Origin of the sequence: Mesorhizobium sp. M0496, assembly GCF_040321205.1 — a bacterium.
Classification (GTDB): Bacteria; Pseudomonadota; Alphaproteobacteria; order Rhizobiales; family Rhizobiaceae; genus Mesorhizobium.
In genome coordinates, this window is sequence record NZ_JAMYRC010000022.1 from 40208 (window position 1) to 64221 (window position 24014).

Annotated in this window: 28 protein-coding genes and 1 pseudogene; 12 read left to right on the forward strand and 17 right to left on the reverse strand. The window is 63.7% G+C overall.

What is annotated here, in order from left to right:
- Window positions 1-61: 61 nt before the first annotated feature.
- Entirely contained in the window at window positions 62-772 is a 711-nt protein-coding gene (locus NKI73_RS19020) for an SIMPL domain-containing protein (RefSeq protein WP_352632310.1), read from the forward strand.
- A 304-nt stretch (window positions 773-1076) separates the two neighbouring features.
- Here NKI73_RS19020 and NKI73_RS19025 read toward each other — a convergent pair whose 3' ends face one another.
- Both NKI73_RS19025 and NKI73_RS19030 read right to left on the reverse strand, forming a co-directional pair.
- Window positions 1077-1457, reverse strand: a complete 381-nt coding sequence (locus NKI73_RS19025) for a hypothetical protein (RefSeq protein ID WP_352632312.1) — start codon at window positions 1455-1457, stop codon at window positions 1077-1079.
- A gap of 293 nt (window positions 1458-1750) precedes the next feature.
- The gene (locus NKI73_RS19030; protein ID WP_183462112.1) at window positions 1751-2197 is read right to left on the reverse strand and encodes a YcgN family cysteine cluster protein; all 447 of its coding nucleotides are present in this window, start codon (window positions 2195-2197) and stop codon (window positions 1751-1753) included.
- 196 nt (window positions 2198-2393) lie between these two features.
- Between NKI73_RS19030 and NKI73_RS33675 the strand changes: the two genes are divergently transcribed.
- Entirely contained in the window at window positions 2394-4613 is a 2220-nt protein-coding gene (locus tag NKI73_RS33675; RefSeq protein ID WP_502909568.1) for an OmpA family protein, read from the forward strand.
- A gap of 304 nt (window positions 4614-4917) precedes the next feature.
- Window positions 4918-5436, forward strand: coding sequence for a TIGR00645 family protein (locus tag NKI73_RS19045; RefSeq protein WP_352632318.1), 519 nt, complete (start codon window positions 4918-4920; stop codon window positions 5434-5436).
- A gap of 112 nt (window positions 5437-5548) precedes the next feature.
- Here NKI73_RS19045 and NKI73_RS19050 read toward each other — a convergent pair whose 3' ends face one another.
- Window positions 5549-6415, reverse strand: a complete 867-nt coding sequence (locus tag NKI73_RS19050; RefSeq protein ID WP_352632320.1) for an SDR family oxidoreductase — start codon at window positions 6413-6415, stop codon at window positions 5549-5551.
- A 178-nt stretch (window positions 6416-6593) separates the two neighbouring features.
- Between NKI73_RS19050 and NKI73_RS19055 the strand changes: the two genes are divergently transcribed.
- A complete protein-coding gene (locus tag NKI73_RS19055) occupies window positions 6594-6860 on the forward strand; it encodes a type II toxin-antitoxin system VapB family antitoxin (protein WP_352632321.1) in 267 nt (88 codons plus the stop codon).
- On the forward strand, window positions 6857-7246 hold the full coding sequence (locus tag NKI73_RS19060; protein WP_352632323.1) for a type II toxin-antitoxin system VapC family toxin: 390 nt from the start codon (window positions 6857-6859) through the stop codon (window positions 7244-7246). Before NKI73_RS19055 ends, NKI73_RS19060 begins: the two co-directional genes overlap by 4 nt.
- A gap of 6 nt (window positions 7247-7252) precedes the next feature.
- Here NKI73_RS19060 and NKI73_RS19065 read toward each other — a convergent pair whose 3' ends face one another.
- Together NKI73_RS19065 and NKI73_RS19070 are read right to left on the reverse strand one after the other, a co-directional pair.
- Window positions 7253-7888 carry a helix-turn-helix transcriptional regulator gene (locus tag NKI73_RS19065; RefSeq protein ID WP_352632324.1) on the reverse strand — a complete coding sequence of 212 codons (636 nt, stop codon included), beginning with the start codon at window positions 7886-7888 and terminating at the stop codon, window positions 7253-7255.
- An 8-nt stretch (window positions 7889-7896) separates the two neighbouring features.
- Window positions 7897-8769 (reverse strand): S1C family serine protease, encoded by an 873-nt coding sequence (locus tag NKI73_RS19070; RefSeq protein ID WP_352632326.1) that lies wholly within the window; start codon window positions 8767-8769, stop codon window positions 7897-7899.
- A gap of 168 nt (window positions 8770-8937) precedes the next feature.
- Between NKI73_RS19070 and NKI73_RS19075 the strand changes: the two genes are divergently transcribed.
- Window positions 8938-9888: a S1C family serine protease gene (locus NKI73_RS19075; protein ID WP_352632328.1), complete on the forward strand. Its 951-nt coding sequence runs from the start codon at window positions 8938-8940 to the stop codon at window positions 9886-9888.
- On the opposite strand, the gene NKI73_RS19080 is transcribed toward NKI73_RS19075, so the two are convergent.
- Window positions 9885-10796, reverse strand: a complete 912-nt coding sequence (locus NKI73_RS19080; RefSeq protein WP_352632330.1) for an arginase family protein — start codon at window positions 10794-10796, stop codon at window positions 9885-9887. The two genes, NKI73_RS19075 and NKI73_RS19080, sit on opposite strands and share 4 nt — an antisense overlap.
- 108 nt (window positions 10797-10904) lie before the next feature.
- A complete protein-coding gene (locus NKI73_RS19085) occupies window positions 10905-11252 on the reverse strand; it encodes a VOC family protein (protein ID WP_502905615.1) in 348 nt (115 codons plus the stop codon).
- On the opposite strand from NKI73_RS19085, the pseudogene NKI73_RS19090 reads away from it, so the two are divergent.
- Window positions 11204-11419, forward strand: a pseudogene (locus tag NKI73_RS19090) (TetR/AcrR family transcriptional regulator); the annotation flags it as partial. The gene NKI73_RS19085 and the pseudogene NKI73_RS19090 overlap by 49 nt on opposite strands.
- Here NKI73_RS19090 and NKI73_RS19095 read toward each other — a convergent pair.
- Complete coding sequence (locus NKI73_RS19095) at window positions 11352-12308, reverse strand: LysR family transcriptional regulator (RefSeq protein ID WP_352632334.1); 957 nt, start codon at window positions 12306-12308, stop codon at window positions 11352-11354. The pseudogene NKI73_RS19090 and the gene NKI73_RS19095 sit on opposite strands and share 68 nt — an antisense overlap.
- A 112-nt stretch (window positions 12309-12420) precedes the next feature.
- Between NKI73_RS19095 and NKI73_RS19100 the strand changes: the two genes are divergently transcribed.
- Window positions 12421-13056: an FMN-dependent NADH-azoreductase gene (locus NKI73_RS19100; RefSeq protein ID WP_352632336.1), complete on the forward strand. Its 636-nt coding sequence runs from the start codon at window positions 12421-12423 to the stop codon at window positions 13054-13056.
- A gap of 56 nt (window positions 13057-13112) precedes the next feature.
- Here the strand turns inward: NKI73_RS19100 and NKI73_RS19105 are convergent, their stop codons facing one another.
- Both NKI73_RS19105 and NKI73_RS19110 read right to left on the reverse strand, forming a co-directional pair.
- A complete protein-coding gene (locus NKI73_RS19105) occupies window positions 13113-13412 on the reverse strand; it encodes an AzlD family protein (protein ID WP_352632338.1) in 300 nt (99 codons plus the stop codon).
- On the reverse strand, window positions 13409-14143 hold the full coding sequence (locus tag NKI73_RS19110; RefSeq protein ID WP_352632339.1) for an AzlC family ABC transporter permease: 735 nt from the start codon (window positions 14141-14143) through the stop codon (window positions 13409-13411). Before NKI73_RS19110 ends, NKI73_RS19105 begins: the two co-directional genes overlap by 4 nt.
- A gap of 170 nt (window positions 14144-14313) precedes the next feature.
- On the opposite strand from NKI73_RS19110, the gene NKI73_RS19115 reads away from it, so the two are divergent.
- The 3 genes from NKI73_RS19115 to NKI73_RS19125 all read left to right on the forward strand — a co-directional run bounded on the left by NKI73_RS19115 (window position 14314) and on the right by NKI73_RS19125 (window position 16882).
- Window positions 14314-14772 (forward strand): Lrp/AsnC family transcriptional regulator, encoded by a 459-nt coding sequence (locus NKI73_RS19115; RefSeq protein ID WP_224571096.1) that lies wholly within the window; start codon window positions 14314-14316, stop codon window positions 14770-14772.
- Window positions 14773-14961: 189 nt separating this feature from the next.
- Window positions 14962-16164 carry an MFS transporter gene (locus tag NKI73_RS19120; RefSeq protein ID WP_352632342.1) on the forward strand — a complete coding sequence of 401 codons (1203 nt, stop codon included), beginning with the start codon at window positions 14962-14964 and terminating at the stop codon, window positions 16162-16164.
- A gap of 196 nt (window positions 16165-16360) precedes the next feature.
- Window positions 16361-16882 carry a hypothetical protein gene (locus NKI73_RS19125; RefSeq protein WP_352632344.1) on the forward strand — a complete coding sequence of 174 codons (522 nt, stop codon included), beginning with the start codon at window positions 16361-16363 and terminating at the stop codon, window positions 16880-16882.
- A 57-nt stretch (window positions 16883-16939) separates the two neighbouring features.
- Here the strand turns inward: NKI73_RS19125 and NKI73_RS19130 are convergent, their stop codons facing one another.
- From NKI73_RS19130 to NKI73_RS19155, 6 genes are all read right to left on the reverse strand, one after another.
- Window positions 16940-17380 carry a lipid-binding SYLF domain-containing protein gene (locus tag NKI73_RS19130; RefSeq protein ID WP_352632346.1) on the reverse strand — a complete coding sequence of 147 codons (441 nt, stop codon included), beginning with the start codon at window positions 17378-17380 and terminating at the stop codon, window positions 16940-16942.
- Window positions 17381-17515: 135 nt separating this feature from the next.
- Window positions 17516-17998 (reverse strand): transcription elongation factor GreA, encoded by a 483-nt coding sequence (gene greA, locus NKI73_RS19135; RefSeq protein WP_352632348.1) that lies wholly within the window; start codon window positions 17996-17998, stop codon window positions 17516-17518.
- A gap of 106 nt (window positions 17999-18104) precedes the next feature.
- Window positions 18105-18401, reverse strand: coding sequence for an HlyU family transcriptional regulator (locus NKI73_RS19140; RefSeq protein ID WP_352632350.1), 297 nt, complete (start codon window positions 18399-18401; stop codon window positions 18105-18107).
- A gap of 113 nt (window positions 18402-18514) precedes the next feature.
- Window positions 18515-19195 carry a PadR family transcriptional regulator gene (locus NKI73_RS19145; RefSeq protein ID WP_352632352.1) on the reverse strand — a complete coding sequence of 227 codons (681 nt, stop codon included), beginning with the start codon at window positions 19193-19195 and terminating at the stop codon, window positions 18515-18517.
- 207 nt (window positions 19196-19402) lie between these two features.
- Window positions 19403-19771: a thiol-disulfide oxidoreductase DCC family protein gene (locus NKI73_RS19150; protein WP_352632420.1), complete on the reverse strand. Its 369-nt coding sequence runs from the start codon at window positions 19769-19771 to the stop codon at window positions 19403-19405.
- Between the two features lie 132 nt (window positions 19772-19903).
- A complete protein-coding gene (locus tag NKI73_RS19155; protein WP_128288901.1) occupies window positions 19904-20197 on the reverse strand; it encodes a GYD domain-containing protein in 294 nt (97 codons plus the stop codon).
- Between the two features lie 246 nt (window positions 20198-20443).
- Here NKI73_RS19155 and NKI73_RS19160 point away from each other — a divergent pair, with 246 nt between their 5' ends.
- The gene (locus tag NKI73_RS19160) at window positions 20444-21592 is read left to right on the forward strand and encodes an ISNCY family transposase (protein WP_352632353.1); all 1149 of its coding nucleotides are present in this window, start codon (window positions 20444-20446) and stop codon (window positions 21590-21592) included.
- 136 nt (window positions 21593-21728) lie between these two features.
- Here NKI73_RS19160 and rpoD read toward each other — a convergent pair whose 3' ends face one another.
- Entirely contained in the window at window positions 21729-23750 is a 2022-nt protein-coding gene (gene rpoD, locus NKI73_RS19165; protein ID WP_352632355.1) for an RNA polymerase sigma factor RpoD, read from the reverse strand.
- Between the last annotated feature and the right edge of the window lie 264 nt (window positions 23751-24014).

Consider the following 24014-nt stretch of genomic DNA (forward strand, 5'->3'; position numbering starts at 1 on the left):
TCAACCCATAATCGCGCCCTACGCGACCTTTGCGACTTGATCGCAGACCAAGGAGATTTTCATGACCAGACACCTTTTGCCTCTCGCGCTCGCCGCTGCAATCGCTTTTCCGGCGATGGCTGGAGCCACCGATTTGCCGACGCCGCCCCGCATCATCGTGTCAGGTGAAGGCGAAGCAACCGTAGCCCCCGATCTGGCGGTCCTGACGCTGAGCGTCATGCGCGAGGCTAAGACCGCGCGCGCCGCGCTCGATGCCAACAATAATGCCATGGCCGCCGTGATCGCGGCGATGAAGTCGGCCGGCATCAAGGACCGCGACCTGCAGACCGCAGGCATCCAGATCAACCCGCGCTACAACTACACCAACAAGCCGGACGGCAGCCAGGAAGCCGAACTCGTCGCCTATCAGGTGACCAACACGCTTTCCGTGCGGGTGCGCGATGTCGACAAGACCGGCGAGATCCTCGACAAGGCGGTGTCGCTCGGCGTGAACCAGGGCGGCGGCATCGCCTTCACCAATGACAACCCGGCGGCAACAGTCACCGAGGCGCGCAAGAAGGCGGTCGCCAATGCGATGACCAAGGCCAGGACGCTGGCCGAGGCCGCCGGCGTCAGCCTCGGCAAGGTGCTCGAGATCACCGACCAGAACATCGCGCCGACGCCGATGCCGATCAATGCCAAGGCCTTCGACGCCGCGGGTGCCGCGGCCCCGGTGCAGGCCGGCGAGAACTCCTACAATGTGCAGGTCACCGTAACCTTCGAGTTGAAGTAACCGGCACTGAACGATCCGTGGCCTTGCCCGGCCAAGGATACAATCACCAGCCAATAGCGTGCATGAAAAACCCCGCGGGATTGCTCCCGCGGGGTTTTTTCGAGCCACACCTTTCAGACTGAAAGGGGCTCGGCTAGTCCAGACCGATCTTCGCAGAAGGTCGTGTCTCCCAGCTGATCTTGCTTAAAGATCATGCTGCCCGGCTGATCTTCGCAGAAGATCATGCCTCTAAGCTCTCGGGCTGATCTTTTCCGAACTGCAGGTTCGGGAAGATCATGCCCCTACAATCAAGCCGAACCCGGCCTCAGCGATAGATAACCGGGCAGCCGCGCTCGTTGGCAAACACGACCACGACGCGGTCGCCGTCCTGGCGGCCCATCACCTTCACCGTATGACGGCTGACGTCGACGATGCGGGCACGGTAGAGGCCCATGCGTTCGGCCTTGTCGAGGGCGCGGTCCGGCGAACAGCCACGACGCCAGCCGCCGCGGCGTTCATCACGCCAGTCGTCGCGGCGTTCATCACGGCGATGGCGATAGCCGTCGTCGCCGGTATAGACGCCGAAACGCGGGTCGTTGTTGTTGCCGAAGCCGAGATAGAGGCTGTCGGCATGAGCGGGGATAGCCGTCAGCGTACCGAGACCGACCAAGGCCGAAAGGGCTGCCGTCTTGATGGTGTTGAACATCGTTTTCTCTCCTTTTTGCGGGCTTTCACCCGTCCTCGTGAACCGATGGTGGGAGAATGCACTTGCCTGTCTGAACTCTTTACGAACCTGCTGTTCATCTCCGGTTCATGTGGCGGGAAAAAGGAAATTCCGGCCATTCGCCATCGTCCACAGCCTGTGGTGAGCACCAAAAAGTTGGCTCGGCACCCGGTTCCGACCCAGCGGATTGGCTGAAGATCACCTGCCCCCAACCCGACCCCTGCGGTTCGTCGCCCCCGGCGCGAGCCTCAGGGCTCGTCGTCCCGGCGCGAGCCTCAGGGCTCGTCGTCCAGCATGTAGTCAAAATAGTCTTCAGGCTCGGCAAGATCGGTCTCGCTCGCCTTGACCCGGCCGCGCATCGAGATACCGGCTTCATGCACGGTCTCGGCGCTGCCCGACACCAGCCGGTGCCACCAGTAGAGATCGCGGCCCTCGGCCACCAGCCGGTAGGCGCAGGTGCTGGGCAGCCAGCTGATGGTGCGCACATTCTGCGGCGTCAGCCCAACGCAGTCGGGAACGCGCGCCAGCCGGTTGGCATAGTCCGAACAGCGGCAGGTCTGCGCGTCGAACAGCCGGCAGCCGACGCTGGTCCAGTAGATTTCGCCGGTATCCTCGTCCTCGAGCTTCGACAGGCAGCATTTGCCGCAGCCGTCGCAGAGCGATTCCCACTCGGCGGGGCTCATCGCCTCCAGCGTCTTGGTTTTCCAGAATGGCGTTTCCATTCCCGGCATGTGGCCCTAGCCGCCGGCAAGGTCAAGCGGGGCAACGGGCCGAATGCGGCGGCACCGGGTGAAAGACACGAAGTTGCCTTCAAAAGGCCGGCCAATCGCCCTGCACGGCCTCTATTCACGCCAAACCGGAACCAATCGACGCAAGATCGGTTTCGGCAAGGATGGGACCCCACAAGGAGAGTTTTCGATGAAACGCCAACCACGGATTCTGGCCGGCACCGCACTTGGCCTGCTTATGGCATCCGCGCCGTTGGGCGCGTTCCCGCTTCAGGAAAGTGCCGCGTTCGGCCCTACCCAGCGCACGTCAGCCCCATTCATTTTGGCGCAAGCGGCGTGCGCCGAGGGCGAATCGGCCGAAGCCTGCGCGCAGAAGCAGCAGGCGAAGCCGGAACAAAAGCCCGAGCGCAAAAGGGCCGCGCCTGAACAGCAGGCAGCGCCTGCCCAGAGCGAGCAGCCCGCCGAGGAGCAGCAGCCACGCAGGAAGAAACGCGATCAGCAGCAGCAGACCGAGCAGCCACCAGCCGAACAGGCCGCTCCAGCCGAGGAACAGCAGCCGCGCAGGAAGCGCGATCAGCAGCAGCAGACCGAACAGGCACCGGCCGAACAGGCCGCTCCAGCCGAGGAACAGCAGCCGCGCAGGAAGAAGCGCAATCAGCAGCAGCAGACCGAACAGGCACCGGCCGAACAGGCCGCACCCGCCGAGGAACAGCAGCCGCGCAGGAAGAAGCGCGTTCAGCAGCAGCAGACCGAACAGGCGCCGGCCGAACAGGCCGCACCCGCCGAGGAACAGCAGCCGCGCAGGAAGAAGCGCGATCAGCGGCAGCAGACTGAGCAGGCGCCGGCCGAACAACCTGCCGAGCAGGCGGCCCCGGCAAACGACAACAACCCACAGCCCCTGCGCAAGAAGCACAAGCAGGACCAGCAGATCGAAGCCGCACCCGCCGAACAGGCGCCGGCCAGGAAGCAAGCGCCCGCCGGCGAGCCGGTTCCGCAAGCCGAACCGCTTCAGCCCGAGCAGCAGGCGGCGCCCGCCGAGGGCGAGCAGCAGCCTCAGGAAAAGAAGAAGCGCGGCAAGAAGCCTGTCGGCGAACAGCCGGTGACGGGAGAGCAGCCGGCCACCGGAGAACAACCGTCGACGGCCGAACAACCCGCCAATGGCCGGCAGCCCGTGACCGGCGAACAGCCGGCCCAAGGTGAACAGCCGGCCCAGGGTGGAAATGCGGCCCAGGGTGAAGCCCCAGCCGACAAGAATGCGGCCCCCATCCTCGACAGCCAGAAGGATGTCCTGCGCAAGCGCAAGGGCAAGAACGGTCCGCAGGGAGGCGAGAATGCGAGTGGCGAGCAGGCCAACCAGCCTGCCCAGCAGAATGGCGAGCAGGTGCAGGCTCCAAAGCCTGCCCCGGTCGACCAGGGACCACCACCCACCGACGACAGGTCGGCCCAGCAGGCAATCCAGCCTGAGAAGATCGCCCCTGTGACGGAGGAAAAGGGCAAACGCGTCGAGCGTGCACCAGATGAGAACGTCCGCGACCGCCGGCGTCCGAAAGGCGTCGACGTCGTCAGGGAACTCGGCGACCGCGTCATTCTCCAGTTCAACAACCAGACGATCGTGGAAAGCAATGACGCTCCGCGCATGCACCGCGGCGCCAGGAACGTGTACTATGAGGATCTGTCGGGCGATCGCACCCGGGAAATTGTCGAGCGTGACAACGGTGTCCAGATCGTCACCATCCGCAACCGCTACGGCGATGTCATCCAGCGTTCGCGGATTGCGCCGGATGGACGCGAGTATGTGCTGAGCTATGTCGACGAGCGGCACTATGAGGATGACAGCGACTGGCGCGATCCGGGCGACGACTTGCCGCCGATACGGCTCACCATTCCGCGCGAAGAGTACATCCTGGACTCCGAGGATGTAGAGGATCCGGACGACTACTACACCTTCCTCGAACAACCGCCGGTGGAACGGGTGCAGCGGCTCTACTCGATCGACGAGGTCAAGCGATCGGCCCGCGTGCGCGACATCGCACGCCGCGTCGATCTCGACACGCTCAACTTCGAATTCGGCTCGGCCTCTATTTCCGACACCGAGGTGCAGAAGCTCGAGGGCGTCGCCACTGCCATGGAGAAGCTGTTGAAGAAGAACCCGGCCGAGACCTTCCTGATCGAAGGCCACACCGACGCGGTCGGCACACCGGAGGCGAACCTCGCTCTGTCCGATCGCCGCGCGGAATCGGTGGCGGAGGCGCTGACCAACGCCTTCGGCATACCGCCGGAGAACCTGACCACGCAGGGCTATGGCGAGGAGTACCTGAAGGTCAACACGGCGGCCCCCAACCGCGAAAACCGGCGCGTTGCCATCCGCCGCATCACCTCGCTGGTGGCGCCTGTGGCCAGCAACAATTAGGCCATGATTTCAAAACCATGACCTGGTTTGTGGAATCGGCACGAGAAGCATCCATCCCCGGCCCTGCCGGGGATGGATCGACGTGCCGGGTTCAACAAGAATTGTACCGGTATGCAACCGGGCTCATTGAATCGAAGGTGCACCTACCCCAGATTCAGGCTGGGCGTTCCCTGCCCCGTCCCGACTCCAGCGGGACGCAGTGAGCCCCGCCGGACCCTCTCCGGCGGGGTTTTTTTGTCTTGCAAACTGCGGTGGCCTGACCGAAATACGACCGACCGACTAGAGAACCAACCGGAACCACCTCATGAAGCGTCTCGAACTCGCCATCGAATCGATCATTCTTGCCTCGCGCTGGCTGCTGGTCGTCTTCTATCTCGGTTTGGGTGTGGCGCTGGCCATTTATGGGCTGTCGTTCGGCAAGAAGCTCTACGAGTTCATCACCTTGGCCTTTACGCTCGGCGACACCGACACCATCCTGAAGATGCTCGGTCTCATCGACGCGGCACTGGTCGCCTCGCTGGTGGTGATGGTCATCATCTCGGGCTACGAGAATTTCGTCAGCCGCTTCGACGACCAGGACGGTGGCGTCCACTGGCTGGGCACGATCGATGTCGGGTCGCTGAAGGTCAAGGTCGCCTCGACCATCGTCGCCATCTCCTCCATCCACCTTTTGCAGGTGTTCCTGAACTCGTCGTCCTACACGACCGATCAGCTGATGTGGCTGACCATCATCCATCTCGCCTTCGTCATCTCGGCGTTCATGCTCGCCTATATCGACCGGCTGATGGGTCTGAGCAAAGGCAAGAAGGGCGAGGTGGAGTGAGGCAGGCGCCGGCCGGCGTTGATCATTCCAGCAGGATCGATGCCTATCGCCTGTTTGAGCAGGCTTTCCTGCGACTTAACGAGTGGCGGATGGCTTGGCTCGACGCCGGGGTCTAGTAGATATTCCTGATCTTGCTGTCTGTGCGGGCAAATACCTCATCGGGGACAAAAAAGTCGCCGGCCAAAGGCCCGGTCGCATCTGGCGAATAGACCGAAAAGTCGCTGACGCCCTCGGCGCGCAGCACCTCCTCGTCTATGTAGAAATTGCCTGATGCCTCGCGCGATGGCCGCATGAAAATGGCATGCGCGGCATCGGCCATGATGTCGGGCAAACGGCTCATCGCCGCCACCGTCGCGCCGCCGAGCAGATTGCGCACCGCCGCCGTATCGATGGTCGAGATCGGCCATAGCGAATTGACCGCAATGCCATCCTTGGCGAACTCGGCGCTCATGCCCAGCGTGCACATCGACATGCCGAACTTGGCCATCGTGTAGGCGACGTGGTTCTTGAACCACTTGGCCTTCATATCGAGCGGCGGCGCCAGATTCAGGATATGAGGATTGCTGGCTAACTTCAGGTGTGGAATGCACATTTTGGAGACCAGGAAGGTGCCGCGCGTATTGATCTGGTGCATCAGATCGTAGCGCTTCATGTCGGTCTCCAGCGTGCCGGTGAGCTGGATGGCGCTGGCATTGTTGACGCAGATGTCGATGCCGCCGAACTTTTCCACGGTCTTTGCAACCGCCTCGGCCACCTGCGCCTCTTCACGGATATCGCACAGCACAGGCAGCGCCTTGCCGCCGGCCTGCTCGATCTCTTCAGCCGCTGTGTAGATCGTGCCCGGCAATTTCGGGTGCGGCTCGGCGGTCTTGGCCGCGATCGTCACATTGGCGCCATCGCGCGCGGCGCGCAGCGCGATCGCCAGCCCGATGCCGCGCGACCCGCCGGAGATGAACAGCGTCTTTCCCTTGAGCGACATTTTTCCTCCGCCTGCGTATTTTTCCTTGCATAATCCTTGCCTGTGGCGGTCACGGATACAAGAGCTTGCGGTGCGACGCCGTGGTGACGCTGCGGAGGCTGGCATGCGTGGCGATAGGAAACCCATTGGATTTGCCGGTCGGCTGATATATATTCTATACAAATGGGCAGACTATAGAATGGCACTGTCGATCAAAAACATGGAAGTCGAAAAACTGGCGCGCGAACTCGCCCGCCGCCGCCGCGTGTCGGTGACGGAGGCGATCCGCCAGAGCCTTGAGCGTGAAGTTGCGCGCGAGCGGCTGGTGCCGCGCGACGAAACCGATGACTTGTTTCGGCGGTTGATGGCGATTGCCGACAGCGCCGGAAAAGTTCCCAAGCGCGAGAATGCGATGACCGATGACGAAATCCTCGGCTACGACGAATTCGGGATCCCGACGAAATGATCGTCGATTCCTCGGCCCTGGTCGCTATCCTGCGCGCCGAGCCTGGTCACGAGCGTTTGGTGTTGGCGATCGCACAGGCCAAAAGGCGGCTGTTGGCGGCGCCAACCTTTCTTGAAACGACGATGGTGCTCGCCGGCGGCAGGCAGGATGAAATCCTTGATCGCCTCGACGACTTCCTGCGCACCGCCTCGATCGAGACCGTTGCCTTTACCGCCGACCATGCCGCCGTCGCACGCCAGGCCTTCCTGCGCTACGGCAAGGGCCGGCATCCGGCGGCGCTGAATTTTGGCGACTGCATCGCCTACGCCACGGCGCGTCTCGAAGCCATGCCGCTGCTGTTCAAGGGTGAGGATTTCCGCCTCACCGATATTGAAGCGGCGGTGTGATCGATATCAGACCAGCACCAGCCCTTGCCGCATAGCAATGGCAATCGCATCGGTGCGGTTGGCGGCACCCAGCTTGATCAGGATCGCGGCGACGTGGAACTTCGCCGTGTGCACGGAAATGTTCAGCCGCCGCGCGATCACCTTGTTTGGCGCGCCCTCGGCCAGCAGTGCCAGCACTTCCGCCTCGCGTGGCGACAGCGTTGGGCGGGCGGCATGCTCGTCGGAGGCTTCATCCTCGAACGGCTCGCCCTCGCCGGCATGGAAATCCTCGTGGCGCCCGCCTCTGCCGTCGCCAGATACGCGATAGCCGGCCGCTGCCAGCCGCGCCGCGGCAGCGATCAGCAAATCGTCCGCGCCAGCGGGTATAACGGCCAACACCTCGCCGGCAGGCCGCTCGATATTGGCGCGTCCCGACAGCAGCACCCGTGGAATGGAAGCCGACACGGCGTCGCCACTGCTGTCGTCGACGATGGCGACGTCGGCTCTGCCGGCGCCGGCCACGACCGGCAGCAGGTCATCGCTCGCCGCTAGCGAGGCCGCCAGGCGCTCGGCGCGTGACGCATCGCCAAGCGCAATCAGCACCACCAGCCGCCGCGAGACGGCACCGTCAGTCATGATCCGGTCGCTGGTGAGCGTGTCCATCACTCCTCTCAGGAAAGTGGCTTTTCGCCGATCGTCAGCGCGACATCACGCTGTTCGCCGCCGCGTATGACGCCGAGCGTCACCGAAGCGCCGGCGCTGTCGGGCCCGAGCCTGCGGATCAGGTCGCGCGGGCCATGCACGGCCTCGCCGTTCCACGCCACGATGATGTCGCCGAGCGAGAGGCCGGCGGCCTTGGCCGGGCCATCCTCGTCGAGGCTCATCACCATCGCGCCATGCGCGTCGCGGTCGCGCACCGGATGCAGGCCGGCGCCGAGATATCCGCGCGCGACATGACCTTTTTCGCGCAGCGTCGCAACCGCCCGCTCGATTGTCTCGTAAGGCATCACCAGCGCCCGGTGGCGCGGCCCGAACAACAGCATACCGATCAGCGCACCCTTGGCGTCGAGCACCGGGCCGCCCTCGAAGCGGCCGCCAGCGCCGACGGCAAGATTGATGCGCCTGTCGATGGTGCCGCCGCGCATCGAACGCCAAGCCGGGCCGACCTCGCCGACCGAGCCCGATACGGCCAGAGCGGAACCGTCACTGTTGCCGATGGCGATTGCGATGTTGCCGGGCCGCACCGCACCAGCCCTGGCCAATGGCTCGGCGTTGACGGCAGTAGCCGGCTTCAGCAGGGCGACGCCGGTCGAAGGATCGCGGCCGATAAGTTCGGCCTTCACCGTCTCACCCGAGGCCAGCACCAGCTCGATCTCCTCGCCGGCCTCGACAGCCTCTTCGGCGGTGACGAAATAACCGTCACGCCAATGAAAGGCGCTTGCCGTGCGGTGATGATGCGTGGCGAAACTCGCCGTTGCCGGCGCCGCCTTGGCGGCGAGATCGGCGATGGCTTCCGAAAACGCACTCAGATTGAAATCGCTCATATTGGTCTCCTGGGTTCATCCATGCCCCAGATATCGCTCGATAGCGCGCCTAGAGATACTCGCCTGACGGCTAGTCGGTGGTTTGACTGGCCATCTGGTCAGGTCGCGGCGGTTCCAGCCGCTCCGCACATATAGTCACGATCAAGCCTGAACACACGGAGCCCTTCCATGGCCCTCGCCGCCGCCAAATTCCAAACCGATGATACGCTGCTCGATGCCTATTCGACGACGGTCGCCGATGCGGTCGACCGCATCGGCCCGGCCGTCTGCCGCATCGAGCGCATTGGCGGTCAGGGCGGCCACGGTTCCGGCTTCGTCATCGCGCCGGACGGGCTGGTGGTCACCAATTTCCATGTCGTCGGCGATGCCAGGACAGTGCGCGTCTCGATGCCGGACGGCGCGTCCCGCGAAGGCCGCGTGCTCGGCCGCGATCCCGACACCGACATCGCACTGGTGCGCGCCGATGGCAGCTTTGCCGATGTGGCGCCGCTGGGCGATTCCAAGCGGCTGCGGCGCGGCCAGATCGCGATTGCCATCGGCAACCCGCTGGGCTTCGAGTGGACCGTCACCTCCGGCGTCGTCTCGGCGCTCGGCCGCTCGATGCGCGCCTCGACCGGCCGGCTGATCGACGATGTCATCCAGACCGACGCGGCACTCAACCCCGGCAATTCCGGCGGGCCGCTGGTGTCGTCGGCCGGCGAGGTCATCGGCGTCAACACCGCCATGATCCATGGCGCGCAAGGCATCGCCTTCGCGGTCGCCTCCAACACCGCCAATTTCGTCATTTCGGAAATCATCCGCTTCGGCCGCGTGCGCCGGGCGTTCATCGGCGTTTCGGCCGACACAGCCAATTTGCCGCGCCGCGCCGCCCTTCTGTCGCAAGTGTCGAGCAAGACGGCGGTTCGGCTGCGCAGCGTCGAAAAGGACGGTCCGGCAGCCAAGGCTGGCTTGAAGGAAGGCGACATCATCGCCGCCATCGATGGCCGCCCGGTCACCGGCGTCGACGACCTGGTGCGTTTGCTCGACGCCGAACGCATCGGCCGCGAGACGCTGTGCACGGTCGTGCGCCGCACCGGCGTCAGCCAGGTGACGGTGACGCCGGTGCCAAGGGCGAGCTAGCGCTGTAGCGGCGCAAACACCCGCCCGAGTAGCGACACCAGCAACGCCGCCAGGTCGCCGGTCGGGTCGAGGTCGGGATCGAAGATCGTCATGTCCATGCCGATGCAGGCGGGGCCGGCTGCCAACACCGAGAGGATGGCGACGAGATCGTCCGGATCGATGCCGGGGCTGCCCGGCGAATCCACCGCCGGCATCACCGTCTGGTCGAGCACGTCGATATCGAGGTGCAGCCAGTAGGGAAACCGCGCCAGCGCCGCACGAGTCTTGTCCAGCACTTTCGCCGCGCCAAGTTCGCGCGCGGCAAAGACGTCAATCCGCGTCATGGCGGTGGCGTTGACATCCGGCCAGGCAAAGTCCGCGTTGCGGTTCTCGCGTTCGCCGATCTGGATCACCTGCTCGTCGGCAACGAGCGTACCGTCAATGCTCGGCCACTCGGTAAGCAACGCCTCGCCACGCCCGGTGGCGAGCGCAAGGTCCATGCCGGCGGCCGAGCCGAGCACGGCGTCGACATCATAATTACCGGGATGACGGAAATCGCTGTGCCCGTCGACATGCACCAGAGCCAGCGGACCGGAGCGCCGCGCCGCCGCCAGCGCGCCGAGCAGGATCGAGCAATCGCCGCCGATGACCAAGGGAAACTCGCCCCGCCTGAGCGCGTCGGCGACGATCTCGGCAAGCTCGAGATTGAAACGACGGATCGCGAGACCGTTGCGCAGCCGGGTGCCCGGCCGCGGTTCGGTGCTGTAGGCGGGCCGCTCGAGATCGACCACCCTGGCCGGCGAAAGCATCTCGACCAGGCCGGCCTCGCTCAGGGCCTGCGGCGCCCGCCACGTCCCCGGCACATGGCTGGGCCGCAGCGGCCGGAGGCCGAGGTTGGACGGGGCGCGGATAAGACAGACCTTGCGCATGGGCAGGCTCGCGTTTGTCGCGCCATCATAGAGCGAGGCCATGGGGACGACCAAGCGATCCCGACTCCGGCGCCGCCTCTGCCGACAGTTCCTGCCAACGGCCGCCTTTCAGGCTCCCGCCGCCCCGTCCGCATACTGCGCCAGAAATTCCTCGCTGGGCGGGATCGGCTTGATGACGTCGATCAGCACGCCGTTGGGGTCCTTGGTGATGAAATGGCGCTGGCCGAAGGGCTCGTCGCGCAAGGATCGAAGGATCGGCAGGCCGGCGGCAAGGACGCGCTCGTAGACCGCGTCGGGATCGCGAACCTCGAAATTGATCAGCAGGCCCAATGTGCGGCCCCGCCCCTCTTCCGGGATTGTCTCATGGTCGCCCTGGACGATGCCGAGATTGACGCGTTTGCTATCCGCTGCGCGAAGGTCTGGTTGCGGCAATGCGGGCGCAGACGATGACGAGATTGCCGGCGGAGGCACTGACAGCGCTCTTTGCCGCTGCCTTCGACCGCGTCGCGCTGGCCATCGAGGCCGGTGCCTCGGCCGAGGATTACCGCGCCGTGCTCATGGCACTGATCGAAGGTCTGTCTCCGGCTCCTCCTCAGGCACCTCGCCCGGTTCGAACTCGTTGAAGCAGCGGAGCTGTCGCTTGAACTGGTGGATCAGCCAGGCCGCCGCCGGCTTCGGGCTGCGATCGTTGCGATGCATGGCAAACAGGGGAGAACTCACCTCCCTGAAGGACTCGAGGTCGAGTTCGACCAGCCGGCCGCTCGCCAGATCGTCGGCGATCAGCCAGCGCGGTAGCCCGCCCCAGCCCAACCCCTCGCGCATCAGCGTATGCTTGGTGCGCATGTCCGTCAGCCGCCATGTGCGGTAGGCGTAGACGCCGAAGTCGCGCCCCTTGGTGCGCTCCGATTGATCGGTGACGACAAGCTGGATGTGTTCGCGCGCGTCTTCGATCGCCACTGGTTTTGGCAGCAACGCCAGCGGGTGAGTAGGGGCAGCGGCCAGCACGATCGACATGAAGCCGATCCGCACAAGATGCACGTCGACCTCGCCCAGCAGCCCGCCAATGCCAAGGTCGGCCTGCCCGCTGACGACATGATCGGGGATCAGCCCAAGCGTGCCGATGTGCAGGCGCAGCATCACGGTCGGAAACTGTGCCTCGAATGCCTTCAGCACCCGAACCAGCACCGGTGAGGGCAGCGCCGCATCGACCGACAGCGCGACTTCCGCCTCAAGCCCCTGGTGGTGGCCGTCGACGCGCGAGCGAATGCGCTGCAGCACGCCGACCATGCGGCGTGCATCCTCCAGCATCGCCCGGCCGATCTCGGTCAGCTGCGGCTCGCGCGTCCCCTCGCGCTCGAACAGTTTCAGCCCGAGCTGCGCCTCGAGATTGGCGATGCCATAGCTGATGACGGACTGCGCCCGGTTGAGCTTGCGGCCGGCGGCCGAGAAGCTGCCGGTATCAGCGACTGTCACAAAGATCTGAAGTTGGTCGAGGGTTGGGTTGGGCTGCATCGCTATATCTAACTTATGGATGGATCGTATAGAAAATATACCAGTTTATCGAATGGGTCGATAGCCCCATATCTGGCGGGACAAATCATTCCAACCGCTGGAGAGCCCCAAAATGTCCATTCTTCTCGTCACTTCGAGCCCGCGCGGCGCCGCCTCGCATTCGACTCGCATCGCTACCGAATTCGCTGAAAAGCTCGTCGCCGCCGATCCGTCGAACACGCTTGTCGTGCGCGACCTCGTCGCCAATCCGCTCCCCCATATCGACGCCGACTACGCCAGCGGCATCTACGTGCCGGCAGAAGCCCGCACTCCGCGCCAAGCTGAAGTCGTCGGCGTCTCCGATGTAGTGCTCGACGAGCTGTTCGCCGCCGACACGGTGATCCTGGCCACAGGCTTCATCAACTTCAACATCTCCTCAACGCTGAAGTCCTGGGTCGACCACATCTCTCGTTCCGGCAAGAGCTTTGCCTATGGCGAGAACGGCCCCAAGGGTCTCGTCACCGGCAAGAAGGTCTATATCGTGCTGGCTTCGGGTGGCATCTATTCCGAAGGTGCGGCCGTGCAGTTCGATCACGCCATTCCCTACCTGCGCGGCGTGCTCGGCTTCCTCGGCATGACCGATGTCGACGTCATCCGCATCGAAGGCGTCGGCATGGGCCCTGACGCGGTGACCGCAGCGCTCGCCAAGGCGACCGCCAAAGTCGACGCCGTGGTGGCCGCCCGCCGCGACATCGCGGCTGCCGCGTAAGTCACACCGATCATCTGGATGAAAAGGCAGGCGCGCCGCGCCTGCCTTTTTTCATTCTAGCCAATCAGATACCGCAACAGCCCCGCCGAAGCGACCCCAATCAGCACGGTCGGCAGCATGGACAGCCGCGTCGCGGCGATCAAAGTGATCGCCAGCGCCAGAAGATCCGCCGGATTGCGCGACACGAAGGCTGGCGCGATGACCGAGATCAGCACGCAACCTGGCGCCGCCTCCATCACCGCCGTGGCTCGCACGCTGAGCATGCGGTTGCGCAGCACGACGTAGCCGCCGATCCGCGTCAGGTAGGTGACGCCGGCCATCAGCACGATGGTGAGAAGGGTCGTTGCGTCGATCATGCATCACCTGCCGTCAGCCAGGCCGCCGCCAGCCCCGACACGGCACCCGCGGCGACATACCAGGCGCCTGGGACGAAGAGATACACCAATGCCGCGACGACCAGGCTGACCAGCCAGGGCCGCGCCGCCGCCATGCCCGTCCACATGCCGCGCATCAGCACCAGGAAGACGGCCGGAAACGCCATGTCGAAACCGTAGGCCTCGACATCGCCAAGCATCGGGCCGAGCACGGCACCCAGCGTGGTGAAGGCCACCCAGGTGAGATACATCGCCAATGCCGCGCCCATGTAGTAGCGCGGGCTGAAGGCCGGCGTTATGCCGGCAGCACTGCGCTTCCGGGCATCGGCCAAGCCCAGCGCCCAACTCTCGTCACACATGAAGAACAGCGCCGGGAAGACCTTGCGCCGCGGCAGATCGCGCAGGAACGGCGCCAGTGCCGCGCCCATCAGCAAATGACGGCTGTTGACCAGAAAGGTAATGGCGACGATGAGCACGATGTGCGGCGGCGATGTCCACAGCTGGATCGCCGCGAATTCCGACCCCCCGGCAAAATTCAGTCCCGTCATTGCCGACAGTTCGACAACGCTTAAGCCTCTCTGTCTGGCCTGGGCGCCAAGCACCAGCGCATAGGGAATGGTGCCGAACAGCACCGGCGCGCATGACGTCACGCCACGGCGGAATTCGGATCTTGAGCCATCGCCCGCCGCCTTGACTGCCTCTGAAATGCTCATGGTTCTCCATCGGCTGGCCTCGCGGCCGCCGCTTCCCTGCGTTTGAAATCAACTGATGTCGGCGGCAAACATACCGATATCGGCCCGCAATTTGGTTGCAAATATTGTTGTATTTCACCGAATTTCGGCATTGAGTGTCACAAATTGCCGAATAGATGGAATCTAAAGCCATGAAGCTGGATGAGATCGACAAGCGGATCCTACGGGCGCTGCAGCGTGACGGCCGCATGGCCAACAACGATCTGGCCAATGAGGTCGGGCTGTCGCCCTCGCCTTGCCTACGGCGCGTGAAGCTGCTGGAGGAGGCCGGAATCATCGACCGCTATGTCGCCGTGCTCAACCCGGCCAGCATCGGCAAGGGCCTCACCTTCTTCACCCGCATCTGGCTGAAGGCGCAGGACGAGGACACGATCGAGCATTTCGCCACCGAAGTCGCCAAACTGCCGCAGGTGATGGAGTGCTATCTGATGCTCGGCGACTGCGATGCCATGGTGCGCGTGGTGGCGGCCGGCATCGACGACTACCGCCGCTTCCAGTCGGAGCATCTAAGCCGCATCAAGGGCGTGCAGAACGTCAAGACGGACGTTCCCAGCCAGACGATCAAATACACGTCGGAACTGCCGATCTGACGCATGTCGCCTAAAAGTGCAAAGCGGTTTTAGGATAACGACATGCGTCTAAAAAAGGCCATGCCACCGAAGAACAGCGTCCTTTCAGACTGGATAAAAAATGCAACCGGATTGTAGGATCGGCCTCGGTGCCTGCGTCCTTCGGAGGCAAGCAGCGCGCAGCGCTGCCCTCTGGCATGGGAGATTTGAATGAGCCTTTCCTATCGTTGGGTCATCGTCGCCGCTGGTGCGCTGATGTCCTGTGTCGCCATCGGAACGATGTTTTCGCTGGCGATCTTCCTTGAGCCGATGGCGATCGACACCAACTGGTCGCGCGCCGGCATTTCGAGCGCCATGACACTCAACTTCCTGGTGATGGGCCTTGGCGGCTTCGCTTGGGGCGCCCTGTCGGATCGTTTTGGCGCCCGCATCGTCGTGACGATCGGGGCGGTGCTGCTCGGGCTGGCGCTGGTGCTGGCCAGCCGAGCCGGCACCCTCCTCACCTTCCAGATCACCTATGGCGTGCTGGTCGGCCTCGCCGCCAGCGCCTTCTTCGCGCCGATGATCGCGCTGACCACAGGCTGGTTCGACACCAACCGCAGCCTTGCGGTCTCGCTGGTCTCGGCCGGCATGGGCGTGGCGCCGATGACGATCTCGCCCTTCGCCCGCTGGCTGATCTCGGCCTATGACTGGCGCACCGCCATGTTCGACATCGGCATCACCGCCTGGGTGCTGCTGTTGCCGGCGGTGCTGCTGGTGCGCCAGCCGCCAAAGCCCGCCGTGGCCGATACCGGCTCAGCGGCGGTTGCCGAGGGCGCCGGCCTGACGGTCGGCCAGGCGCTGCGTTCGCCGCAATTCATCGTACTCGGCCTCACTTTCTTTGCCTGCTGCGCGGCGCATTCCGGACCGATCTTCCACATGGTCAGCTACGCCATGCTGTGCGGCGTCGCCCCCATGGCGGCCGTCTCGATCTACAGCGTCGAGGGCCTCGCCGGCCTCGGCGGGCGGCTTTTCTACGGCGTGCTTGCCGATCGGCTGGGCGTCAAGCCGGTGCTGATCGCGGGCCTGGCGATCCAGGCGATCGTCATTGCCGCCTATCTCTCGATCAGCCGGCTCGACCAGTTCTATATGCTGGCCGTCATCTTCGGCGCCACCTATGGCGGCGTCATGCCGCTGTATGCGGTGCTGGCGCGCGAATATTTCGGCCAGCGCATCCTCGGCACCGTATTCGGCGCCGCCACCATGCTGTCCAGCCTCGGCATGGCACTGGGACCGCTTGCCGGCGGCATGGTGTTCGATGCCTACGCCAACTATTCCTGGCTGTTCATCGGCTCGGCCCTCATCGGGCTTGGCGCGGTCGGCATCGCCATCGCGTTCCCGCCGCTGCCACGTCGGGAGTTGCAGCCGGCTTAGTCTTCGGCCGGATCGAGTTCCGGACTGCGCGGGCCAGGCAAACCATGAGCCTGACCCGTTCGGCAGACGATGGTTCTGTTCGCTTTCCAGTCGTTCGGGACCTTGCCGCAGTGCGGTGGTCCACGGCCAACGTGTTTTTGCACCGAGGGATTTGAGCTAAACTCGCGCATCCCTACCGCACCAGAGAGGCACCGTTATGGCCGAACGTCCGAGTGGAGGAGAAAGCAACAGAATTGTCGCAAGCGGCGTTGCCGACGACGATCCGCGTCTTGCGTTCATTTATCAGGAGGCGGTGAGAGGTCTCACGCAACAGCAGACCCTTGTGGAGAACATGAGCACCCGCGCCGGCAGCCTTATCTTTGCCACTGCATTCGCAAACTCGTTGCTCGGCGGCGCGGCCCTTGCCAACGGTCTTGGGCCTTGGGACTGGACGGCGGTGGCTCTGCTGTTCGGCATCGGCGGGCTGATCGTCTTCATGCTTTGGCCCTACCACCAATATGCGTTCCGCTTCGATCCGGAAGAACTGCTCCATCAATATGTCGACGGCGACAAGCCGACGACGATGTCGGCCATGCGCCGCGCGCTTGCCCTCCGCATCAAGGCGGACATGGCCGGCAACTGGCGAATTATCCAGCGGCTCCGGGTGGCGTTGCAGATTGCGCTGCTCTTACTGCTGCTCGATATCCTGGCCTGGCTTTTGGCGATCGCGGGCATTTGAGCCAGAGGGCACACGGCGCCGCCACAGCCAGGTCCATTTCAAGGATTGACGAACCTCCTACTTCACCGTGATGGACATACCACTGAGATCGGCGTTGACTTGCAGGCCTACCTGCTTGCCTGACAGTTCGAGCTGGGCGCCCTTGTCATTGGTCATGACGATCACCTGAGCCCCTTTGCCGAGCGTGCCGCCACCGCCCACCGCACCGTAGACCCCCGTCACATCCCGGGCGCGCCTGATGTGGCGCACGGTCCCGTGGAAATAGGTCTTCGAAACCCCGAAGGCGAGACCGCCCGAGACGCCGCCGACCGAGATGGGATAGCGACGACCATGGAAGGTCAGCGTGCCCTCGCCTCCGGATCCGCCCACGAAGAAGGCAGCCTTGTAGATGGCAAAGCGGATCGTGCCGCTGTCGGCATGCGCGGCGCTGGCAACGCTGACGGCCCCGGCGGCAATGACGGCAACCGCGAGTGAACGAATTCTGGACGAAATCATCATGATGAGAACTCCTCAAGGTGGGCCGCTTGCCCAACGGCTGGGCTCGCCAGCGTGATATCAAGGTTACAACTGAACAGTCTCGCCCGTCATTAGTTCCAAGCACTCGCCCCGGTGGTGCGCCATACCGATGTCCAACTAAGAAATGGACAGGATCTCAAGCTCGCGCTGCCCTAGCTGGACAAAGTCGCCAACGGTTTTGCCAGTCAGCGCGATGGCAACCGGCGAACCATGCGATATGGAAGCTTGAGACGGGTTGGCCTCATCCTCACCGACGATGCGGAAGGTCTGAGTGCGGCCATCATCACGCTTGAAGGTAACGGTGTGCCCGAAGGCGATAACGTCATTAGACGTGGGCACCGACATAAGCTGAGCCGTACGGACGCGCTCGGCATAATAGCGCATATCTCGAACCGGAACCGCTGACTGCCGGCGCCTGTCGTTGACATCTTCAAGCACGCTAGCGGCCTCGAGAGCCTGCTGAGCGCCAGCCAATTCATCCTGCAGCATCTTGAGACCCGCCTCCGTGACGAGGTTGATCCGATCGGAGATAGGGTGAGCCGGCAGGATGGTTTCCGATGCTGCCTCGGCACTTTCCTCCTTGGCAAATGCTACGCTCAATTGTCGAGACTCTCTGCTTGCGGCCCACGGCCGTCATTCGAGAAACTGGCGGCGAATAACCGCTTCGGCGGAAGGCCGAAATTCGTCGCCTCGACCAATCCCGTCCCTATCCGAAAATCCGCTCGCCCTGCTCGTCGACCAGCTGGATGCCCTTCTTTATCGAGATGTCGACGGCGTCATCCAGTCCGGCGAAGCGGTCGGCGCGGATGAATTTGTGCTCCTTCAGCACACCATCGACCTCTTTGGAGACGACGCCGCAGGTCTGGTACTGGCCATCCGCCTTGTAGGGGGTGGCGCTGATCAGGAAACCCTTGTGCTCGACCTGCTTGGCTGGCGCCGCGTTTTTTGGTTCGGCCGCTTCACTGCCGCCGCCACCGCCGAAAAGACGCTTCAGAAAAGACATCGAGCTTCCTCCAACAGCATTCATCCCACACCATGTAGCGTGGCGCGGGATGAATTTCACTATCGGTCCTTGGCCCATCGGGCAAGGGCTGCGTCCGGCCGTGCCGGAAGACCTTACTTGTGCGACAGCGCTTCCAGCGCCTCGGCTGCAGCTTCGAGGATGGCGATCGCCTCGGCCTGCTTGTCGGCCGGGGCATCGACGAAGTCGCCGAGAGCCGCACGCAGCCGATGGCGCACGGCACGGAACTCGTCGCGTGCTTCCGAACGGCTACCACGACCGCCGCGACGACCGCCCTCTTCGCTCTCGTCGTTCCAGCCGAACCAGTCGCGCGCCTTGGCCATCTTGCGGCCGAAACGCTCGAGGTGCTCGAGCACGCCGTCGATCATCTCGCGGTTGTCGGCGAGATGCGCTTGGCCCGCCTCCGTGATCGAGAATACCTTCTTGTTGCCGTCGGCGGCGGAGGCGGCGTAGCCGGCCTCTTCCAGGAAGGTCAGCGTCGGGTAGACCACGCCCGGGCTCGGGCTGTAGATGCCGCTGGTGCGCTCCTCCAGCGCCTTGATGATGTCGTAGCCGTGGCGCGGTGCCTCGGCCAGCAGCGACAGCGTGATCAGCTTGAGGTCGCCGTCGGCCAGCATGCGGCCGGCGCGGAACATATCGCCGGGGCCGCCGCGTCCACCGCCACGACCGCCGTGCCCGAACGGGCCGAACCCTCCGCCCCCTCTGCCGCCGAATTTGCCGGCCATGTGCATGAACATGCGCTCGCCGAAATGATTGTTCCCAAAATGTTTGTGCATTGATTGCTCCTTGAGTTGTATCTTACGATATATCTTACTTAGGCAGGCCAATCGATGGAGTCAAGATATATCTTACGATGTATCTGAATGCGGCGCCAGAGGCTTGCTTTTCGCTCTGCGAGCCGGCCAGCCGATAGCTCGCACGAAAAAGGTCCGGAGATGTCCTCCGGACCTTTTTTTGCACTTCTGGTCATTGATGACGGACCGCTACCAGCGGCCCTTGCGCCGGTTCCAGGCATAGAGCAGGTCGGCGAAACGATCATAGGCAAAGCGTGTCAGCGGCAAGGCAGCCGGATTGCCGAACAAAGTCGCCAGCCAGCCCTCGCCCGGCGTGACCTTCCACACGGCGATCGCCACATCGGCGCCGACCAGCAGCCTGCCCGCCGCGTCGGTGGCGTGCAGCCGGCGTCGGATATCCTCGAGTGACGCGCCATGTCCGGCAAGCGCTGCCGGTTCAAAATTGATGTCGCGAAATTCGATCCGTCCGGCCTTGACCGCTTCGATCAACCGCCGCTTCTGCCTGCTGATGCCGGCATCGCAAACCGGGCAGCGCGTGTTGTACCAGACGGTCAGCATGGTCTCGACATTGGGTTGGCAAAGCAACCTGAAGGACCACGAACAATCGGGCGCGGTCAAGACGTCGCTCGAGCGGTTGCGCACGAACGAGGCTGTCTCGGACCAGCCGGTCCGGGTCCTCCACGACTGTGCCTATCCGAGCGAGGTGATGATCTCGCGGTAGGCGAATTCGGGGAAGGCCTTCAGCGTCCGCGTCCTGACGTTGCCGGCCGCCGCCAGCATCAACGAGAAGCGCGCCAGGACCGCGTCGTCGGGGGCTTCGACTACCGCCACCATGTCGTATTCGCCCATGGTCAGGTAGAACGCCTTGAACGATCCGCCCATGTCTCCCAGCTGCTTCCTGGCGGCGTCGAGCCGCTTCGGCGACTCGCGAACGTTTCTGGCGCCCTGCTCGGTCCAGTTCATCAGCACGATGTAACTTGTCATGGCACACCTCCCTCCGGGGCCACGGAGCACGGCGGCTTCGCCGGGGCGGGCATCCGGGTTGTCGCCCAGAAAATGCATCCGACGCCGAATTATCCTCCCGAAAGGTGCGAGCCGCAAGAGCACACGCCCCGGTGTGTCGTAAGCACATGAGTTGTCCGGGTTAGGTAGCACCTGAGTTGTCCGGTTTTATCGCCCAGCGAATGGAGGCTGGGGATGAGACGGACGGCATGGCTACAGGACCGGAGAATGCAGAAGTTTCGGGATGTGTTGAGCCGCTGGGACCGCGGCGATTTGTCGATGCTGGAGGCTGGTGAGTTGCTGGGCATGTCGGAACGGCAGTTCCGGCGCTACCGCGACCGCTACGAGGAGGCTGGGGACGCCGGGCTTTTGGATCGTCGCCTTGGCAGGGTTTCGGGGCATCGCGCGCCGCGGGAGATGGTGGAGGAGATGCTGTGGCTTTACCAGGAGCGGTATTTTGGCTGGAACGTGAAGCACTTTCACGAGCACCTGGTTCGCGACCACAATTTCTGCTGGGGCTACACCTTCGCCAAGACGCAACTGCACGCGGCCGGGCTGGTGGAGCGAGCCAAGCGGCGCGGGGCGCACCGCAGGAAGCGCCCCAGGAAGCCCTGCGAGGGCATGATGCTGCATCAGGACGGCAGCCGGCATGCATGGCTGGCCGGCGAGCCGAAGCTGGACCTGATCGTGACGATGGACGATGCCACGAGCACGCTCTATTCGGCCTTCCTGGTCGAAGAGGAGGGCACGGCCTCGAGCTTCCAGGGCCTGCTGGAGACGTTTGCGGCCAAAGGCCTGCCGTCGAGCCTCTACACCGATCGCGGCAGCCACTATTTTTACACGCCCAAGGCCGGGGACAAGGTGGACAAGCAACGGCTCACTCAGGTCGGGCGGGCGCTGCAAAGGCTCGGCGTCGAGCACATTCCTGCGTATTCGCCCGAGGCGCGCGGACGCTCGGAGCGTACCTTCTCGACGTTGCAGGAACGGCTGCCGAAGGAACTTGCGCTGGCTGGCATCGCCGGCATCGAAGCAGCCAACCGCTTCATCGCCGAGGTCTACCTGCCGCTCCACAATGCCCGCTTTGCCAGGCCACCCGAGATCGCCGACAGCGCCTTCGTCGCCGCCGATCCGAACCAACTCGCCGAGATCCTGTGCATCGAGGAGGAACGCATCGTCGGCCGCGACAACACCATCGTCTTCGGGCGCCTGAGGCTGCAGCTGCCGCCAAGTCCGATCCGACACCATTTCGTCAAGGCCAACGTCAAGGTGCGGCGCTACCCGGACGGCACAATGGCCGTGTTCCACGGCCCCCGCCGCATCGCCCGATACAGTCCACATGGCGCGCTGGTCGAGTTGAGCCTCAAAAGCGCCGCGTGAACCGCTTCGACGCAACAACAGAAGCGGACAGATGATGTGCTACCAAAACCGGACAACTTGAAAAGCTACCGACAGAGCACGCGCCCCGGAACGAAAAAGGGCGCCAGTGGCGCCCTTGAACTCTTGTCGGCAGGACTTAGCTGTCCAGGAAGCTCCGCAGCTTCCGCGACCTGCTCGGGTGCTTGAGCTTGCGTAGCGCCTTGGCTTCGATCTGGCGGATACGCTCGCGGGTGACCGAGAACTGCTGGCCGACCTCTTCCAGAGTGTGGTCGGTGTTCATGCCGATGCCGAAGCGCATTCTGAGAACGCGCTCCTCACGTGGCGTCAATGAGGCCAGCACGCGCGTGGTGGTCTCGCGCAGATTGGCCTGGATCGCCGCGTCGATCGGCAGGATCGCCATCTTGTCCTCGATGAAATCGCCCAGATGCGAATCCTCCTCGTCGCCGACTGGCGTTTCGAGCGAGATCGGCTCCTTGGCGATCTTCAGCACCTTGCGCACTTTTTCGAGCGGCATGGCGAGCTTTTCAGCCAGTTCCTCCGGCGTCGGCTCGCGACCGATCTCGTGCAGCATCTGGCGCGAGGTGCGCACGATCTTGTTGATCGTCTCGATCATGTGCACCGGAATGCGGATGGTGCGCGCCTGATCGGCGATCGAACGGGTGATTGCCTGCCTGATCCACCATGTCGCGTAGGTCGAGAACTTGTAGCCGCGGCGGTATTCGAATTTGTCCACCGCCTTCATCAGGCCGATATTGCCTTCCTGGATCAGGTCGAGGAACTGCAGGCCGCGATTGGTGTATTTCTTGGCGATGGAGATGACGAGGCGCAGATTGGCCTCGACCATTTCCTTCTTGGCGATCGCCGCTTCGCGCTCGCCCTTCTGCACTTGGTTGACGATCTTGCGGAATTCCAGGATCGAGATCGCCGTTTCGGTAGCGAGGTTCTGGATCTCGGCGCGCAGGTCCTTGATCGCGTCCTTCTCGTTCTTGGTGAATTCCTTCCAGCCGCGCGAGGTCAGGTTGCCGATCGCGCGCGTCCAGTTCGGGTCGAGCTCGGAACCCTGATATTCCTTCAGGAACTCCTCGCGGCGCACGCCATAGCTTTCGGCGAGCCTGAGTAGCTTGCCTTCGTTCTGCACCAGGCGCTTGTTGATGTCGTAGAGCTGCTCGACCAGCGCCTCGATGCGAGCCGTGTTGAGCGACAGCGACTTCACCGCCTTGATCAGCTGGTCCTTCAGCTCCTTCAGCCGACGGTCCTGGCTGGGCGACAGCGTGCCGGCGGCGGCCAGACGGTTCTCGACCTGCTGGTCCTGCAGCTTGCGCAGCTTCTTGTAGGTGTCGGCGATGACGTCGAGCGTCTCCATCACCTGCGGGCGCAGTTCCGCTTCCATGGCCGCCAGCGAAAGGCTCGCTTCGTCCTCGTCTTCTTCGTCGTCATCGACCAGCCCGCGCGTGTCGGCGGCGACATTGGTGACGTCGTCTTCCTCGTCGCGCGAACGGCGCGGCTTGTCCTCGACCTTGGCTTCCTCGATGCGCTCGACCACCGGCGCCTGCTTGGCTTCGGGTCCGGCATAGGTGGCTTCGAGATCGATGATCTCGCGCAGCAAGATCTTCGATTCGTTGAGCTCGTCACGCCAGATGATGATGGCCTGGAAGGTCAGTGGGCTTTCGCACAGGCCGGCGATCATCGTCTCGCGGCCGGCCTCGATACGCTTGGCGATGGCGATTTCGCCCTCGCGCGACAGCAACTCGACCGAGCCCATCTCGCGCAGATACATGCGCACCGGATCGTCGGTGCGGTCGGTCGGTTCTTTCTTGGTGGTGGTGGCAGCGACCGCGGTGCCGGTCTGCTCGGCCAGCTCGTTGGCGTCTTCCTCGGCATCGGCCGCCGTGTCGGCGGCCTCGGGCTCCTCGCCCTGCTCGTCGTCCTCGACCACGTTGATGCCCATGTCGGACAGCATCGCCATCGTGTCCTCGATCTGCTCGGAGGTCACTTCCTCGGAGGGCAGCACCGAATTCAGCTCGTCCATGGTGACATAGCCGCGCTTCTTGGCGGCCTTGATCATCTTCTTGACAGCATCATCGGAAAGGTCGAGCAGCGGGCCATCGGTGGCGCCTTCGCGTTCGGTCTCGACCTCTTCCTTTTCCTTTGTCGCCATAGTCTTTATCTTCTCCTAGCGGCCGAACATCGAAGCCGCGTAAGCTGTCGGACCAGTCAAATCGGATGCGCTCGCTTATGAACGCGCTTCACCGGGCCAGTAACTGCATCAACTCGTCGTTTGGTGCATGTCGTTGTCCCCAAAACCGGTTTCCTTTTGGGCAACATGCATTAAGTCCAGATTAACCCTGATATCTGTGGCAGGCAGGCTGCCTGTCCAGTGACCAGTAGTACCCCCACATCGCTTATTTCCCGTCGACGCGGG

Excerpts from the sequence above, each read along its gene's own strand:
- NKI73_RS19020 (WP_352632310.1), top strand. The coding sequence starts at position 62 with ATGACCAGACACCTTTTGCCTCTCGCGCTCGCCGCTGCAATCGCTTTT.
- NKI73_RS19025 (WP_352632312.1), bottom strand. The coding sequence starts at position 1,457 with ATGTTCAACACCATCAAGACGGCAGCCCTTTCGGCCTTGGTCGGTCTC.
- NKI73_RS19030 (WP_183462112.1), bottom strand. The coding sequence starts at position 2,197 with ATGGAAACGCCATTCTGGAAAACCAAGACGCTGGAGGCGATGAGCCCC.
- NKI73_RS33675 (WP_502909568.1), top strand. The coding sequence starts at position 2,394 with ATGAAACGCCAACCACGGATTCTGGCCGGCACCGCACTTGGCCTGCTT.
- NKI73_RS19045 (WP_352632318.1), top strand. The coding sequence starts at position 4,918 with ATGAAGCGTCTCGAACTCGCCATCGAATCGATCATTCTTGCCTCGCGC.
- NKI73_RS19050 (WP_352632320.1), bottom strand. The coding sequence starts at position 6,415 with ATGTCGCTCAAGGGAAAGACGCTGTTCATCTCCGGCGGGTCGCGCGGC.
- NKI73_RS19055 (WP_352632321.1), top strand. The coding sequence starts at position 6,594 with ATGGCACTGTCGATCAAAAACATGGAAGTCGAAAAACTGGCGCGCGAA.
- NKI73_RS19060 (WP_352632323.1), top strand. The coding sequence starts at position 6,857 with ATGATCGTCGATTCCTCGGCCCTGGTCGCTATCCTGCGCGCCGAGCCT.
- NKI73_RS19065 (WP_352632324.1), bottom strand. The coding sequence starts at position 7,888 with ATGGACACGCTCACCAGCGACCGGATCATGACTGACGGTGCCGTCTCG.
- NKI73_RS19070 (WP_352632326.1), bottom strand. The coding sequence starts at position 8,769 with ATGAGCGATTTCAATCTGAGTGCGTTTTCGGAAGCCATCGCCGATCTC.
- NKI73_RS19075 (WP_352632328.1), top strand. The coding sequence starts at position 8,938 with ATGGCCCTCGCCGCCGCCAAATTCCAAACCGATGATACGCTGCTCGAT.
- NKI73_RS19080 (WP_352632330.1), bottom strand. The coding sequence starts at position 10,796 with ATGCGCAAGGTCTGTCTTATCCGCGCCCCGTCCAACCTCGGCCTCCGG.
- NKI73_RS19095 (WP_352632334.1), bottom strand. The coding sequence starts at position 12,308 with ATGCAGCCCAACCCAACCCTCGACCAACTTCAGATCTTTGTGACAGTC.
- NKI73_RS19100 (WP_352632336.1), top strand. The coding sequence starts at position 12,421 with ATGTCCATTCTTCTCGTCACTTCGAGCCCGCGCGGCGCCGCCTCGCAT.
- NKI73_RS19105 (WP_352632338.1), bottom strand. The coding sequence starts at position 13,412 with ATGATCGACGCAACGACCCTTCTCACCATCGTGCTGATGGCCGGCGTC.
- NKI73_RS19110 (WP_352632339.1), bottom strand. The coding sequence starts at position 14,143 with ATGAGCATTTCAGAGGCAGTCAAGGCGGCGGGCGATGGCTCAAGATCC.
- NKI73_RS19115 (WP_224571096.1), top strand. The coding sequence starts at position 14,314 with ATGAAGCTGGATGAGATCGACAAGCGGATCCTACGGGCGCTGCAGCGT.
- NKI73_RS19120 (WP_352632342.1), top strand. The coding sequence starts at position 14,962 with ATGAGCCTTTCCTATCGTTGGGTCATCGTCGCCGCTGGTGCGCTGATG.
- NKI73_RS19125 (WP_352632344.1), top strand. The coding sequence starts at position 16,361 with ATGGCCGAACGTCCGAGTGGAGGAGAAAGCAACAGAATTGTCGCAAGC.
- NKI73_RS19130 (WP_352632346.1), bottom strand. The coding sequence starts at position 17,380 with ATGATGATTTCGTCCAGAATTCGTTCACTCGCGGTTGCCGTCATTGCC.
- NKI73_RS19140 (WP_352632350.1), bottom strand. The coding sequence starts at position 18,401 with ATGTCTTTTCTGAAGCGTCTTTTCGGCGGTGGCGGCGGCAGTGAAGCG.
- NKI73_RS19145 (WP_352632352.1), bottom strand. The coding sequence starts at position 19,195 with ATGCACAAACATTTTGGGAACAATCATTTCGGCGAGCGCATGTTCATG.
- NKI73_RS19150 (WP_352632420.1), bottom strand. The coding sequence starts at position 19,771 with ATGCTGACCGTCTGGTACAACACGCGCTGCCCGGTTTGCGATGCCGGC.
- NKI73_RS19155 (WP_128288901.1), bottom strand. The coding sequence starts at position 20,197 with ATGACAAGTTACATCGTGCTGATGAACTGGACCGAGCAGGGCGCCAGA.
- NKI73_RS19160 (WP_352632353.1), top strand. The coding sequence starts at position 20,444 with ATGCAGAAGTTTCGGGATGTGTTGAGCCGCTGGGACCGCGGCGATTTG.
- rpoD (WP_352632355.1), bottom strand. The coding sequence starts at position 23,750 with ATGGCGACAAAGGAAAAGGAAGAGGTCGAGACCGAACGCGAAGGCGCC.